This is a genomic window from Paenibacillus sp. OSY-SE (assembly GCF_000283315.1).
GTDB classification, from domain to species: domain Bacteria; phylum Bacillota; class Bacilli; order Paenibacillales; family Paenibacillaceae; genus Paenibacillus_B; species Paenibacillus_B profundus.
In genome coordinates, this window is record NZ_ALKF01000151.1 from 23,795 (window position 1) to 38,714 (window position 14,920).

At 45.2% G+C, this 14,920-nt stretch carries 15 protein-coding genes and 1 pseudogene; 7 read left to right on the plus strand and 9 right to left on the minus strand.

The annotated features are described in order from the left end of the window. Nucleotides 1-27 precede the first annotated feature (27 nt). Both A372_RS0105215 and A372_RS36130 read left to right on the plus strand, forming a co-directional pair. Nucleotides 28-366, plus strand: coding sequence for a L,D-transpeptidase (locus A372_RS0105215; protein WP_019419771.1), 339 nt, complete (start codon nt 28-30; stop codon nt 364-366). 233 nt (nt 367-599) lie between these two features. Beyond that, a complete protein-coding gene (locus A372_RS36130; protein ID WP_083858744.1) occupies nt 600-896 on the plus strand; it encodes a phosphatidylinositol kinase in 297 nt (98 codons plus the stop codon). A 171-nt stretch (nt 897-1,067) separates the two neighbouring features. Here A372_RS36130 and A372_RS0105225 read toward each other — a convergent pair whose 3' ends face one another. After that, on the minus strand, nt 1,068-1,850 hold the full coding sequence (locus A372_RS0105225; RefSeq protein ID WP_019419773.1) for an N-acetylmuramoyl-L-alanine amidase: 783 nt from the start codon (nt 1,848-1,850) through the stop codon (nt 1,068-1,070). 434 nt (nt 1,851-2,284) lie between these two features. On the opposite strand from A372_RS0105225, the gene A372_RS39010 reads away from it, so the two are divergent. The 3 genes from A372_RS39010 (at nt 2,285) to A372_RS38405 (ending at nt 3,846) form a co-directional block, all read left to right on the plus strand. After that, nucleotides 2,285-2,413 (plus strand): hypothetical protein, encoded by a 129-nt coding sequence (locus A372_RS39010; RefSeq protein WP_272943455.1) that lies wholly within the window; start codon nt 2,285-2,287, stop codon nt 2,411-2,413. Between the two features lie 278 nt (nt 2,414-2,691). Then, nucleotides 2,692-3,573, plus strand: coding sequence for an AraC family transcriptional regulator (locus A372_RS0105230; protein WP_019419774.1), 882 nt, complete (start codon nt 2,692-2,694; stop codon nt 3,571-3,573). Nucleotides 3,574-3,729: 156 nt separating this feature from the next. After that, nucleotides 3,730-3,846, plus strand: coding sequence for a putative holin-like toxin (locus A372_RS38405; RefSeq protein ID WP_267933877.1), 117 nt, complete (start codon nt 3,730-3,732; stop codon nt 3,844-3,846). Between the two features lie 307 nt (nt 3,847-4,153). Here A372_RS38405 and A372_RS0105240 read toward each other — a convergent pair whose 3' ends face one another. The 5 genes from A372_RS0105240 to A372_RS0105260 all read right to left on the minus strand — a co-directional run bounded on the left by A372_RS0105240 (nt 4,154) and on the right by A372_RS0105260 (nt 11,337). Beyond that, a complete protein-coding gene (locus A372_RS0105240) occupies nt 4,154-6,073 on the minus strand; it encodes a serine hydrolase domain-containing protein (protein WP_019419776.1) in 1,920 nt (639 codons plus the stop codon). Nucleotides 6,074-6,184: 111 nt separating this feature from the next. After that, entirely contained in the window at nt 6,185-8,527 is a 2,343-nt protein-coding gene (locus tag A372_RS0105245) for an ABC transporter permease (protein WP_019419777.1), read from the minus strand. 1 nt (nt 8,528) lies between these two features. Next, the gene (locus tag A372_RS0105250; protein ID WP_019419778.1) at nt 8,529-9,290 is read right to left on the minus strand and encodes an ABC transporter ATP-binding protein; all 762 of its coding nucleotides are present in this window, start codon (nt 9,288-9,290) and stop codon (nt 8,529-8,531) included. A gap of 107 nt (nt 9,291-9,397) precedes the next feature. Beyond that, on the minus strand, nt 9,398-10,657 hold the full coding sequence (locus A372_RS0105255; protein WP_019419779.1) for a HAMP domain-containing sensor histidine kinase: 1,260 nt from the start codon (nt 10,655-10,657) through the stop codon (nt 9,398-9,400). Next, complete coding sequence (locus A372_RS0105260) at nt 10,654-11,337, minus strand: response regulator transcription factor (protein ID WP_019419780.1); 684 nt, start codon at nt 11,335-11,337, stop codon at nt 10,654-10,656. The genes A372_RS0105255 and A372_RS0105260 overlap by 4 nt, the downstream gene beginning before the upstream one ends. A gap of 101 nt (nt 11,338-11,438) precedes the next feature. On the opposite strand from A372_RS0105260, the pseudogene A372_RS38410 reads away from it, so the two are divergent. Continuing rightward, nucleotides 11,439-11,612, plus strand: a pseudogene (locus tag A372_RS38410) (ran-binding protein 10); the annotation flags it as partial. A gap of 158 nt (nt 11,613-11,770) precedes the next feature. Beyond that, complete coding sequence (locus A372_RS39485; RefSeq protein WP_019419781.1) at nt 11,771-11,878, plus strand: putative holin-like toxin; 108 nt, start codon at nt 11,771-11,773, stop codon at nt 11,876-11,878. A 587-nt stretch (nt 11,879-12,465) separates the two neighbouring features. Here A372_RS39485 and A372_RS0105270 read toward each other — a convergent pair. Genes A372_RS0105270 through A372_RS0105280 form a run of 3 tightly spaced genes read right to left on the minus strand, consistent with a single transcriptional unit; the run spans nt 12,466 to nt 14,346 of the window. Then, nucleotides 12,466-13,113 (minus strand): ABC-2 transporter permease, encoded by a 648-nt coding sequence (locus A372_RS0105270; protein WP_019419782.1) that lies wholly within the window; start codon nt 13,111-13,113, stop codon nt 12,466-12,468. 5 nt (nt 13,114-13,118) lie between these two features. Continuing rightward, the gene (locus tag A372_RS0105275) at nt 13,119-13,970 is read right to left on the minus strand and encodes an ABC transporter ATP-binding protein (RefSeq protein ID WP_019419783.1); all 852 of its coding nucleotides are present in this window, start codon (nt 13,968-13,970) and stop codon (nt 13,119-13,121) included. Further along, nucleotides 13,963-14,346, minus strand: coding sequence for a GntR family transcriptional regulator (locus tag A372_RS0105280; protein ID WP_019419784.1), 384 nt, complete (start codon nt 14,344-14,346; stop codon nt 13,963-13,965). Before A372_RS0105280 ends, A372_RS0105275 begins: the two co-directional genes overlap by 8 nt. Between the last annotated feature and the right edge of the window lie 574 nt (nt 14,347-14,920).

Genomic DNA, 14,920 nt, shown 5'->3' on the forward strand with positions numbered 1-14,920 from the left:
TATTGTAATGAAAAGGAGTGGGGTGTAATGCCACAATATCGAATCATTGTCGATTTGTCGGATCGCAAGCTGTATCTCTTGGACGGAAATATCGTAGTCAGAGAGTTCCCCGTCGGAATCGGAAAGATGCTCACCCAGACTCCGACAGGCGAATATACCATAATCAACAAGGAGCCCAATCCGGGCGGACCATACGGTGCGTTCTGGATGGGCTTGTCGAAGCCGCATTACGGCATTCACGGAACGAATGATCCTTCCTCGATTGGAAGACTGGTATCTCACGGATGTATCCGGATGTTTAACGAAGATGTGCTTCAATTAGCTTCGCTTGTGCCCATACACACCAGGGTAACCATTCGTCCGTAGATAGTTCCAATTCTATCAGACCTTTTTATCAATCCTCGAGAAATTCTATACTCCATAACAACTGTAATTCCTATCGTCTGCCTCAGGCAAATCGTCATGTATTCCATCATCGTTCCCCACTCTCCCTTAAATCGCTAGTAGGTTATTCCTTCGTTTTATGGGCGAATGCCGTGAGCATTATGGGTTATGGTCCATAGACTAAGGGTGAGGGTAATTCCCCTAGAAGGTTATCTATGGATCCAAATTATTATCAGCACGTCAGTTGGAGTTGTATGAATAAATATGTAGGAATACGAACGAATGATGGTCATTCACACGATGGATTCATTGCTCATGTCGATCAAAATTATGTTACCCTTGCCATCCCCACTGATGAAATGATAGAGCGATTGGACGGCCTGCCCGCACAGGAATCCACCTATAGACAATTCGGCTTCCATCCTGGCTTTTTTCCTCGACGTCGCTTTTTTCACCACCGAATTCCTTTTTTCGGAATTAGGGATTTATTTCTGCTCCCCTTCTTCATATGATCAATTGAGGGATATGGGGGTAACATATCCCTTTCCTTATGGCGCGGGATATCGGAAAGTGCATTAGATTACTTAGGTTTTTGTTTCCAGTGAAAAGCCTCGGATTACTCCGGGGCTTAATTTGATAAGAACATGGATTTTTTCGGTTACCGCTCAGGCGCTGCCGATCTTTTACAGTTGCAGTTGCAGTTGGATGCTGATTGTTTTCTCTTTTCCATTCCAGTTGACTTTTGCACCGGCTGCTTCTGCTACTGCCCGTACTGGAGCATATGCCTTCCCGCCGATCAATCGCCCACCGGCAACATTATTTCCATTTATTGATGCTGTTTTACTGCCATTGTCCCATACGACTGGCGCACCGATCGCCGCACCGATGTCCCGTATTGGTGCAAACACAAGGTTGTTTACGAATATGCCTGTTGCTACCTTCGCTCCATTCACTTCAATAATCGCTTCATTTTTCGGCCTCTGGAGCTTTTGCAATTCTTCCTTAACCATATTAATGAACTTGCTCCAATACGGCAGCAGTTGCGACGGGCACAGCTTGCCCGACCATTTTTGGTGCGGAACTACGTGCTCAACTGTTAGCTTATGACGATTAATGAGAAAGGCTGCCAACCAAGCTGCATTCCGCCAGGCGACCTCCGTCTTCATACCGATGAACATGCACACTTCCATACCGAGGCTCGTCTGATTCCCTGGGCCGTCACCATCTCCAGCATGCCACCCCTGTTCGTTATCGCCCAGGTGCTGGAAAATATCCACATCGTCCACTGTGTAGTGCCATGATGCCTGCCTGCCGCCGCTGCCGTCCAAAATGTATCGCGCATGCGACTCCGCCGTGCCTGTGAGATTGTCCGTATTATGGATGGTGATCCATCCCGGAACCATGGGCTTGTTAGGTTTGTTCGGACGTCCGTCCGGAAGCAGCCGTTGTTTAATCTCGATGCTCATTCTCCATCAACTCGCTTCTGAAAAAGTATGTGGTTGTCCTGAATGGATTCCAATAAGTAGCCGCCAAATCAAAAAAAGCGTTCAGTAAGTTGAACGCTGCAGCGATGACTAAATATGCGAGGAATAGTGTTGTTTGAATTCCGATTTTATTTTAGAAGCAGCTGCCCTCTGCAAGGAATATCAGCAAGTATCCCCTGTCAATTGGCTCAGTTCAGGTCAGTTTCTACCGTACTATAGTAAATGTTATGATAGCTAGAATCACAGTGCCAATTACAGCTGTACCGGGGCAAAGGCTTGTTTTACTGTTCAAACAGCCGGCGAAACCCGGAAAAGTAACCGTGCTAGAAAGTGTTTCCCTCCAAAGACTCAAAGAAGTATCCTAAACGACGCTGGGATTGAGAGCTAAGGCCCTCTCTCAGGAGGATGTTAATATAGTGAATAGAAAAGACGTGTATCGATTTTGGGCTGTTTTCCATCACGCGACGAAGCTGCCTGTGATGTGCAAGTCTTTATGCCGACCGTTCGAGAAGCAATGGAATCCAAATCCGTTAGAAAGACGGTGACTGTCCCTAAGTGGTTAAATGATAAGGCAACGTGTTAGATACGACGCCGTAGGATGCTATCCTTCGGCTTTTTATATCTCCTTTTGACGATCAAAATAATCGGTTTCCCGGTTACTGCTCTTAAACAATACGACCCGTTAGTTAATGCTATCACCAGATAGCTTTTATTATTATAATAAACAATACACGATTTTCTGGACAAATCAGCGCACTCGAGAACAGGATCGAAAGCTTACCGTCCTATACACTGGATGGGAAAGGAGATGAGATGAGATCGGATGGAGTCGTTAAAATTGCTTCGCCAGGCCATCGATTATATCGAGGATCATTTGCATGTTATGCTTGAGATCGATGATATTGCGCAGGCAGCTTTATCATCCCGGTATCATTTTCAACGAATGTTCCATGCATTAACTGGCTTCACGGTCACCGAGTACATTCGGAACCGACGATTAACGCTTGCCGCAGAAGAATTGGCGGGAACAGAGTGCAAGGTCATCGATGTCGCGCTTAAGTACGGTTACGAAAGTCCGGAGGCTTTTGCCAAAGCGTTTCAACGGTTGCACGGAGTGACGCCGTCCGCCGCAAAGAAGATGAATGTGAAGCTTAAGGCGTTCTCTCGGATCTCCTTTCAAATTCAGATAAAGGGAGAATTTGAAATGAATTATCGCATTATGGAAGAATTGGAATCTACCGTGATCGGCAAGAGTGTCGATATCCGGACGGATGCCTTCAAGGAAATACCCGAATTCGCCGAGAAAATCTGGAAAGACGGGACGCATGACCGGATTAACGAGGCGACCGGCAGATCAGCCGGTATGCTGCTCTACGGCTATCATTTTGACTTCAAAGAGGATGGGGGCAGACGTTATATGATGGGATTCGATCTTCCAGTAGGAAGCGATGCCCCGCCTGAGTTCACCGTTCTGCACGTGCCGGCCCGAACGTACGCGGTATTTGAAAGCCGAGAGACGTTGACAGAGGACGTCGATAGCGGCCGGGAAATCCAGAATGTGTGGCGTCGTATTTATTCCGAATGGTTTCCTTCGACAAATTTTGAACAGGTGGAAGGTCCATGCATTGAAAAATACTACTGGGTGGATGATAGACAGGTCGAATCGATTTGCGAGGTATGGATACCAGTCAAAAGAAAAAGCTAAGGATATAATGTGTAGCCGCAGGATACCTTCCTGCGGCTTTTCTCATATTTTCTTTTTAAAGAGATGATAATCACTCCATGAGGGAAATTATGGTATGATGGATAGGCGATAGAATGGCTTTATGGGCGGTCGGCTACTCTCCCGGAAGGGAGGTGAATGCCTGTGGAGGTTAAAGATGCTTTGCTTATCATGATTGGTTTCGGTTCGCTGATTGTCGGGCTACTGGGATTAGTCTTGACGATCATTGCTCTTGTCCTGCACCAAAAGAAATAGGCCGCCCCAGCGAAGGAATCGGCCTATCTGGTGAAACTTTCGTATTGAGCCACCGCCTTTGAAGCGGCTGTTGCACTGGAGTCGTGTTACCCGCACGGCTCCTTTTCTATTTATATCTTATCATGCATGGTTTTATACGTCTACTTTGATGCTACGGGGGCTTAGCGGCCCCCTCCTATACGCTCCTTGGCGATGCAATTGACTCGCGATGGGCAAATATTGGCCAGTCATGTTACTCGAAAAAATAAAAAACGGACCGGCCACCGTTTGTATCTTGGCCGATCCGTCTGATGTCTTTAGCAGACATTTAAGCAATGAGATGAAAGAACTTCCAGTCGGCCAGCAGGACGATGAAACCGACAAGAAGCACCGCTGTAGCCATTCGGAACACTTTTTGGACTTTGGATTGCGGATGGTGTCTGCCTTTAAGGATAGAGATCACAAGCAGCAAGCCAGCGAGTATTGCCAGTATCCAGTTCATAATAATTCCATAATTCAACTGATTAGTGGTCACGTTTTGATTGCCGATGGCGTTCAGGAGCAGGAACAAGACGTTTAATACCAGGGCGGTTCCGCACACAATGACGCCTGCGGACAAATGATTAGCTGTGCTTGAAGACGAAATTCCTTTTCTTTTCCACAGGAGCCAGCGAATGAGCAGCACAAGCGGGGCCAGCAAAAAGAACGAAACAGCTATTGCCGCAACAATCAGATAGGTAATCAATGCCGGGACGGAACGGCTTGGCTTGAGCGGAAGCATGTCCATCGCTTGTCCGCCGCTTAACCGCGTTACTTTTCCTTCTGATTTTTCAGCATACAACATAGGCGCACTCATCTGAATACTCTTACTGTTGGTTTTATCCAGTTTGTATACATAGGGGCTGATTTGTTTATACTCTCCTGATATTCCACGCCCGGTTAAGGTAAGGTCATGTTCGCCCTTCGCTTCCAGATTAACCAACGTCAGGTAGCCCATAAACTCCTGGACAGTGGTAAAGGTATTGCGTGATAGTACATAGTGTCCGGCCACTTCGCTTGACGGCGGCAGGTTTTTACTTGGCTGCACGGACTCCTTTGCCTTATTCCGAATCAGCAGGTCAATCAAACTAGGCACAATATCGCGTTCGCCCTCTGTGTTGGTTAATACGACAACACCAAGCTTTTCTTCAGGAACAACAGCAAAATTACTTGAAAAGCCCATGGTGCCTCCACTGTGTCCAACAGTGCGGGGCTGTGCGTTGTATTCCCAGAATCCATGCGCATTGGAAAGAAGCTCCTTGTGTGGCGTATAGCTTTGGGTAAGCATCGTTTGCAGCGTCTGCTGCTTGGCGAACAACGGGCTGTCAGCGGTTGTCAATGCTATGGCAAACCGTGCGAGGTCTTCCGCCGTTCCTTTCATTGCTCCTGCAGGATAGAAAGGAATATAATAATGTGCTCTAGGTTCGAAGCCTCCTTTCTCTGTAATCGCATAGCCTGTAGCTTCTGCATCCTGCAAATCCCGGTGATCAGCCAGTGTCGGATGGCCTGAGGTATGATTCATCTCCAGCGGGCGTAAAATCCGCTTCATTTCGTAGTCGGAAAAAGGTTCCCCACTTACCTCCTCCACCGCAAACCCTGCCAGGGCTGTGGCAAAGTTAGAGTAAGACATGACTTTGCCAGGCTCAAATATTTGCTCGGGTTGAGAAGATAACAGCACTTTTTCCAGTGATTCCAGCTTCTCCGATGACTTTATAAATAGGCCGCCCGAATATTCCTCAAAGCCAGCGGTATGGCTCATTATATCCAGCAGCGTAATCGGTTTGTCGTAGCGAAGCTTCTCTGCAAACTCCTGCGGAAAATACGCCCTGATGTCTTGATCCAGCTCCATCTTTCCTTCTTCTACCAATTGCATAATGGATGCCCAGACAAATAGCTTGTTAATTGAACCGTAGCCAAACACAGTGTTGGCGGTGTCCACAGGGATTTGCTTCTCCATATTGGCGTAACCATAGCCTTTGGAAAAAATAATCTCGTCGCCTCTGGTTACCACAACCGCAGCACCGGGAGTTGATTTTCCGATATATGAATTCACATAGTTGTCGATCTCTTGCTCAAGCTGGGTGTAGGGAATACCGGAAGGTGTCCGATCTGAGCTTGCTTCCTCTGCGTAGACAGGGATCGAAAAAGCAGTAAAGAATAGCGCACTCATCAAGAGCGCGATTATTTTGTTCCATTTTTTCATGTTCATGCTAGTGTTCCCCCGTATTTTACAAATAGATAGATTAAATCACATCTATCTATGAGCTGATATTCAAAAACATCACAGTTCGTCTGTGGCCTTTAATAAGCTGCTGCCTATCTACTCCGTAATCAATCCATACGCTGTGATTCTCTTGATTCTGCGCGACACTAACATCGATACGAGATAGACCAGTATAATAATGGCGATGCAGAGTGTAACAATAAGCGGAACATGTATGATGAATTGCACATTGGAAATGCCGGCATCTGAGAGCAGCAGCTCAAGCACGGAATTGGTGTACAGACTGCCCAGCACACCGCCGACGATTACGCCTGCAATTACAATAGGAACAAAGCTCAGCGCGATCTGGGTCATAAGCTGGAACGTGGTATAGCCTGTCGCTTTTAGAATCCCCAGTTCCCTTTTTCGCTTGAGAATCGTCATTTTGATGACCAGATAGAGAATCAATACAACTACCAGCACGGTTATCGCCAGGATCACAACCATGACAGCAAATACTGCCGATATATATACCCGGGTTCCACTCTCTAGCGATTCATCCACATCCGTTATAGTCTGAATCATGCTTCCGTACTCCGCTTCGACATCACGGATAAAGTCCGATTTGTTGACACCTTCCAGGTATACATTAATGGACATTCCTTTATGGTCAGGAATCAGGTGATGCACACCTGCCATGGTTAAAGATGCTCCATTCCGCCCCGCATTAAACGATTGGTTCAGCCCGGTTATCAGAAACGGATGGGAAGCACCTCCCACCCCCACTTTAATCGTATCGCCAATGTTTTTGCCGAGCAGTCTGGCTAGTCCTCCGGTAACAACAATCTCGTTGTCGTATTGCGGATAGCGGCCTTCATAGACCGATTTGTTTTCCAGCTTTCCATAATCATCAGAAAAATCCGTATTCACCAACTGGCCATCAATCGTCGTTGTAATATAGTCCAGAATATTGGCCTTTTCCACACCTGTCATCTGTTGAATCTGCATAAGCAACTGCTCGCTGTCTTTACCGGGTTCAACCTGAATTCCGACATTAGGCGTTTCGGCACCAAGCATTTGGAAAAACGCCGTTTTATCTTCAGCAATATTGTAGTACAACACAACCGAGAAGACCGAAGCAAAGGTAATCGCGACAATAATGCTGCCGATCATTAGGTTCTGCCGGCTGTTCGCAAGCATTGTTTTGCAAGCAAGCACGAATTGGAGGCCGCCTTTGACCTTGTCCAGCGGGAGAAGATTTCGACTGAAATTATGGGTCATGATTCCTCCCCGCAGTGCTGCGACAGGGGAAAGCTTATGGATGCGCATGGAAGAGAGCAGCGCCACTACCAGCACCAACAGGGTTACAATCAGGACACTGGCCAGATCTGTTCCCATGTGGGCGTCCCCCGTCCATAGCAACCCCGCCAAAGAAGAGATCACTCCACCGAACGCGGGCATTACGGCATAAGAAACGGCTGCACCTGTGACACTCGCGGCAACTGCGATCAGCATAAACTGCAAGACAATTGATGTGTGAATCTGCAGGCTGGTATAGCCCACCGCTTTAAGCACGCCAATGTTCACCATACCATCGTCGATGCTGTATGATATACGGAACTTGATCACAGTAAGCGACATCAGCACGATCATTGCCGCAAACGCGACCAGAATCATGGCGACAATATTAACGATTAAAGCGCTGCTGCTTTCTGCCGTCTGCATGTCCGCTCCCCAAAAACTGGGATCCACAGCCTCATTGGATTGTGGAAATTGATTGTTATAGTCACTTAATAAGGCGCCTGATTGTTCACTATCCGTAAAAATTGCAGATATAAGGGTGCCGTCGGCCGCAGGACCCAGTTCCTCAGACAATTGACGGTAGGCCGCATCCGGCAGATAAAATTTCAGCATGGCGAGTTTGGATGTGCCCATCAAAGTCGACTCAAAAAAACCGGTTACACGGTAACTATATTTCTTATTTTGATAAGTAAGGGTGAAGTTGTCTCCTAGTTGGTAGCCGTTCCTCACTTTTAAGCCATAAGGGATATAGATTCCCTCTCCTTTGTCAGAAGCCGACTCCTCAATCAGCTTCAGCGGCGCAACGGTCCGCTCTGCATCCGCATTCAGCAGCGCAGTGCGAATACTAAAGTCGCTCTTGTCGAAACGAATCGTGGCCGTGGGCAGCAATATCATTTGTTCCGTTTCTGTCTCTTTCACTCCTGAATAGGATTTGAGAAAATCTCCATAAGGCTGCTTATAGTTTGCGCTTTTCATAACGATGCTTACATGCGCATCGTGTAATTCATCGACCTTGTCTTCATAAAAGGTGCTCATTTTAGACATAACCGTCGTGCCTATGTTCAGCAGCAGTGCGGCAATAAAAATCAAAACAAACAGGGAGAAGACCGCGCTTTTTCCTGTTTTGATATTGGCTATGGCCAGGTTAATAATTCTCATCTTACCATCCCATTTCAGACAGGAACGCATTTAGCTTCTCATGCCTTGCAAGGTTGTAATCCGCATGAAAAGCACCTAGATCCAGATCTCCACAAATAATGCCGTCACGCAGGTAAAGGATTCGGTTGCCCCGCAAAGCCGTTGTGATATCATGTGTGACCGTGACTATGCTCTGTCCATTCCGGTTGACCTCGGTCATGACGTCCAGCACACTGTCGCTTGATACGGAGTTGAGTGCGCCGGTGGGCTCATCTGCGAACACCATTTTCGGACTGTTGATCAGGGCGCGCACGATCCCGGCCCGCTGTGCTTCACCGCCGGATAACTGGGAGGGGAATTTCCCCCACAAGGTTTCATTTAATCCCACCTGGGCAAGCAATTGTTTGGCTTTGGCAGCAACAGCCTGCTTGTTCTTGCTCACCAGCAGACCGCTCGCCAGCGCATTATCCAGCACGCTCATGTTGTCCAGCAAGTGGATTTGCTGGAACACAAACCCGCAATTATTTCGGCGAAAAATGGCAAGTTGGTCATTATTCAGCTTGGATATATTTTCACCCTCAAAATGAATTTCCCCGAGCGAAGGTTTGTCCATGCCGGAAAGTGCATAGAGCAGTGTCGATTTGCCTGAACCGGAACTGCCCATAATAATCGTAAAGTCTCCTTCCATCAGACTGATGTCCAAATTTTTCAGCACATGCTGCTGAATTCCGCCAGTGGAGAACGTTTTGCATAATTTCTCTGTTCTAAGTATCGTATCTTGCACGAGGTGATCATTCCTTTGTTGATAGATTGCAGAATGGATTACAGTCCTATCATACAAAATCAATTCTTATTTAATCTTTGTCCAATCCTTAACCGTTCCTTAAATCGTTAGACGAGCTTGATTCGGAGGGCGACGGTAAAACCGTCATCGCGATTATGGCATTCAATATCGCCCTGCATGCTCTGCATGAGATAATTGGAGATGAACAGTCCAAGCCCTGCTCCGGTTTGGCCCGCGATGTTATTGCCCCGGTAGAATTTGTTGAACAGCAGCGGCAATTCATCCCGGCTGACGCCATTTCCATAATCCATAATCTCTATTTGCAAATGGGTAGGGGTAATAAAAGAAGAGATTTTAACAGCGGTACCCGCATATTTGTAAGAGTTGCTCAGGATATTATCGAAGACTTGCTGTAAGCGTGTGACATCGGTGAGGATAATACAATCCGGGATGGGGTCACAGGTAATTTGGTCATCGTAGTTCACATTCGCGATAATTCCCTTCAGAACACCGCTGTATTCCTCAGTCACATTCACCTTCAGTTCTTTCAACTCCTCAAGCGTCGCATGGAACATATCCGTCACCAGCAAGTTAATTTGCTCTGCCTTGGAATAGATCATGTTCAACTGCTTGATTGCTTTCTCATCGTTAGCTCGCAGCAGCATCAGTTCGCTAACCGCCTTAATGGAGGCGACCGGTGTTTTGACGTCATGGCTTAGGCTGGCCACGAGCTCTTTCTTACTGCGGTTGGCCTCATATTCACTCTGCCGCGCCGCCGCCAGCTCCTCGCGCATCATGTCGAAGCTTTCGGTGAACGCGCCGAACGGATTGTTTTTATCCATGTTTAAAGGAATATCCAAGTTCCCTCTGGCCACATTCAGGGCAAAGCTTTGCAGCTTTTTAAACGGCGTGATTACGGCACGATTCAAAAATATAATATAGAGTACGCATAGCACGGTTAACACGGTAAAAGTTATCAAGATTACGGTCACAAGCTGTTCCTTGTTGCGCTGCATCTTTTGGTCATAATCATCATGGATGATGAGCTTTCCTGCGGGAGTTCCTTCCACCATAACATCCAAGATCGAATCCCTGTTCCGGATGGCATCATTAATGGTCATGGACAGTCCGTCTGCCGTTTGGTAGCGTACGTTCCCGCTCTGATCCAGAACGACAAATTGCTGCGTGATGCCGCTGTAATCGCCTTGCTCAATCTGCTCCCAGTGGCTTTCAACCGTCTTCAGTACCCTGTTGGCCATGACAATATCCACATCCGTATTTACTTCGGTCCCAATCACCTGCACAGAAAGAATAATACCTGCAATAAAAACAACAAGCATCGTCAAGAGCATTCCCTTGGCTTTCATCGCTTGCCATCCTCTAGAACATATCCCGTTCCCCACACCGTTTTGATATATTGCGGTTTGTTGGGATTGACCTCTATTTTTTCGCGCAAATGACGAATATGTACGTTTAAGGTTCCATCTCCAGTAAAAGAGTCACCCCACACCTTGGCGAACAGCTCTTCCTTGGACACCACCCGGTTTTTATTTTGTGCCAAATAGCAGAGCAGCCTGTATTCCAGCGTTTTGAATTTGATCTCTGCACCGTTCACGCGAACACGGGAAAGCATACAGTCGATCTGGACCTGACCGAACTCCAGCATTTCTGCCGGACTGTGTTTTCCATATCTTTTGAGCACAGCTTTAACCTTGGCTAGCAATATGCTGAGCGTATACGGCTTTTGGATGTAATCGTCTCCACCGATGTTAAGGGCAATCAGAATATCGTCATCGCTGGAGCGGGCACTGATGAACAGAATTGGAATCTGCGTAGTTTGCCTCAGCTTTTTGCACAGATCAAAGCCCGAGCTCTGACCCAGATTGATATCCAGAAGAATCAGGGAAGTTTCATTCTCCTGCAAAAAATGCTCGCACGCCTCCGCGCTGGTCACATAAGCCGATTGAACCTCGAACATATTAAAATACTCACATGTTGTTTCCGCAAGAATACTCTCGTCATCTACAATTAAACAATCATAGTTCATACATATTCTCCATTTGATCACCAGAATTAGAATCGATTCGTTCCACCCATAAGATACCATGAAAAAGGAGCGTGTGGTAATTTGCTTGCACCATCCATAATAGAAAGGTAAATGCCTTCATCACCTGGCACGAAAATAAACAAGCCGGCGCAGGAACAGCATCCCATGCCATTAACAAACACAACAATAACAAAGGACCGTTCAGCAGCCGTAAAGACTATGTGATTTTCGATAAGATTTTATCGTTTGAAGTAAACGAGTATTCGATAAAGTAGTGCAAAAAAAGCCGTGGGAACTATCCTGCGGCTTTTCTCATATGTCTTTTTTAAAGAGATGTTAATCTCCTTGTTAAGTGAAAAATATGGTAAGATAGTTAGGCAATAGAATGGCTTTATGGGCGGTCGGCTAATCTCCCGGAAGGGAGGTGAAGCCTGTGAGCGTATACGAAGCACTATCCGTTATGTTCCAATTTGGACTTTGGATATTCGCATTATTGACTTTTGTCGTAATGCTGCTGATATACATGCACAAAAAGAAATAGACCGCCCTCACTAAAGGTACGCGGTCTATTCGTGACACCTAATTAAAGCCTGCCGCCCTTAAAAGCGGCTATTGCACTGGAGTCGTGTTCACGCACGGCTCCTTTTCTATTTATATCTTATCATGATGGAAAATATACGTCTACTTTCTTTGGCATCTGTCCCCTACGGATCTTTTTCTGTATCGCTATAGCTATCGCTAAAAAAAGTTTGCATGATCTGCGTTCTCAGATTTCAGTAATATTGTGGTTTTTTGAAACTGCATGAAATACCTTAACTCGAAAAAGATTGCCAACCATCTGACCAGAAAAGGCGGACGGTTCTCGTGGGGTATCATGCGTTGTTAGAAGTTACGTTAGAAGAAAATTCAATTAAAAAAGCCCCGGATTGCTCGAGGCTTTAATAATAAACTTTATCGGGTTTATCCCACAACATACGCATTCGCATCAGTTTAAATTTATCTTCGATGTATGCTTACTCTCCCTGAGTAACGCTGCTTTCCGAAAACGTGAGCCGCACGAGTGAAGCTTGGTCTTGGGCGTTGAGAGGAAGACCGGGGCGATTCGCTGCCACCGAGGTCTAACTATAGTTATAAGTTCTTTTTAGAATAGATGCGTATAGATACAGTCATAGATATTAGGCCTATTACCAACGCCAGTAAAAAAGGAAACAAATCTTGAACGATTTTCGGAAAAGGAAGCATCATTTGGAAACTAATATTATTGGCTTGCACTACCTTTATTATGAAGGGAAATACAAACGGTGTTATAAAAATAAAAAACATGAATATATATTTGGATTTTTCATAACCGAAGTAGTATTGAACCGGTATAATTGCCCCAAAAATAATAGATAAGATTAATAATGATAATCCAGATTCCGAAATGCTTAGCATCTCTATCTTTCCCGCAATAAGTAAGGCAGTAATTGTGTATACGATATAACAGCACACAAAAATGGCCAATATAAATAAATACTTTGATTTTACCAATGCCTTGCGTGTATAAGGAGTTGCGCATAGGAGCGCAGAACCTTTGTATTTATATTCTAACATCGATACTGAATTGAACAGCAGATACTGAATATAAAGAGTGCTTAGAAAAAATGGAAAAAAACCTCCGCTTATAAAATCAACTTTAAAGGTCATAAAAATGGGAATCGCAAATGAAGCGATAAGCATCACTTTCATATATCTTTTCGAGAGTAGGAAATCCTTTTTTACAAGATGCAACAACATCTCAATTACCTCCTTACATAGCCCAACATAATATCTTCAATAGTCGGCTTTTCTATTAGCACATTGTTCATTTGCTGCCTTACGGCATGTTTGCTGTTTGTCAATCCTTCAAACCCATAATTGGTTTCGCGCAACGTTAAAAATAATTCTCTTGTTTGGTCATTAAGCGCCATTTTTTCTCCTTTTACTAAGCCATGCGTGTCAAGCAATACATCCTTTTCCTCACTCAATATGATTCTGCCCTTATCAATTAAAATCAGTACATCAGCTACTTTCTCGAGGTCAGAGGTAATATGGGAAGAAAAGAACACACCTTTTCCGCCATTCCCCATAAAGTCCAATAATATTTCCATCAATTCACTTCGTACCAGTGGATCAAGTCCGCTTGTTGGTTCATCCATAATCAATATGTCGGCATGATGGGAAAGCGCTAATGCTATGGCGTACTTCATGCGCATGCCTTTGGACAATGTAGAGATTTTCTGATTAAGTGGCAACCCAAAGTGTTCCATGTACTTATGAAAAACGGATTCTTCCCAATTTGAATAGGCAGGTGCAATAATGCTTTTCATTTCTGCCAGTGTCAATTCTTCATAGAAATATCCCTCATCAAATACGATGCCAATATGATTCTTTAGTTCCCGTTCATTCAGGTTCATGTCTTTGCCGAAAAATTCAATGCTTCCCGAATCCTTCAACACCAGCCCAAGGATTGTTTTTATAGTTGTGGTCTTACCGGCCCCATTTAAACCAATGAATCCAGTAATGCAACCTTCTAATAAAGAAAAGCTGACATCCTGCAAGCTAAAGGTACCCAAATCTTTTTTTAGTCCCTTAACCTCTAAAATCTTATTCATTTTCGCCCTCCTCAAACAGTAAGCCCATCATTGAAATCAATTCTTCTTTGCTAATCCCGAGCGAACAGGCCGCATTCCAAGCCTCGGTGAGCTTTACCTCGACCATATGCCGCCTTGATTCCAACAGAAGTTCCAGGTTTTCTTTTGCCACAAATGAGCCTTTGCCCGCTTTGGTTGTAATAAAACCCTCTGACTCAAGCTCGTCGTATACTCTTCGGGTTGTAAGAACGCTCACTCGCAGATCATTGGCTAGTGCCCTGATAGATGGAAGCAGTTCGCCCTCTTTCAATTCACCATAAAGTATCGCATCCTTTATTTGTTCTTTTATCTGCTGATATATAGGTGAATCGGATGTATTGGAAATAATAATTTTCATTTAACCTCCACCAAAATTACAACTGTGTATTTCATACATACACATCATATACAGATATTTCATCACTGTCAATAATACAACATCTGAGTTTATATTCAGGCAGAAAGGGTGCAACTGGACCAAAGCCGGAATGCTGCGTAGTCCTGTCTTTGTGGATTTTGTAGTATGAAGAGAACCGCGGGAGCTATCCTGCGGTGTTTTAATAAAAAAAATAACCTGCCATTATAACAGGTTACTCGTCTTCCACATATTCGATTAAACCTCAACGCCGCTGAATAAATTAAGCAGCAGGACACTCGGCAAAGAATTCTATGATATTGACTTTATCCACCCTAAGATCGTTCAAGAACGACTTGGCCACTCTTCGATACACGTAACACTTGATACCTATTCTCACGTTATTCCAAACTTGCAGGAAGCGGTACTGCGAAACGTTGGAGACTGGTATCACGGGAGGAAAAATTGAGAACGGAAGTTCGCTTTATCTGGATAAAGGTTAGAAGAATGTTAGAAGTTCATGTTTTTACACAAGAAAAGCGCGGCCCCCGGAATCCCGGAAGCCGCGCCGTTATCG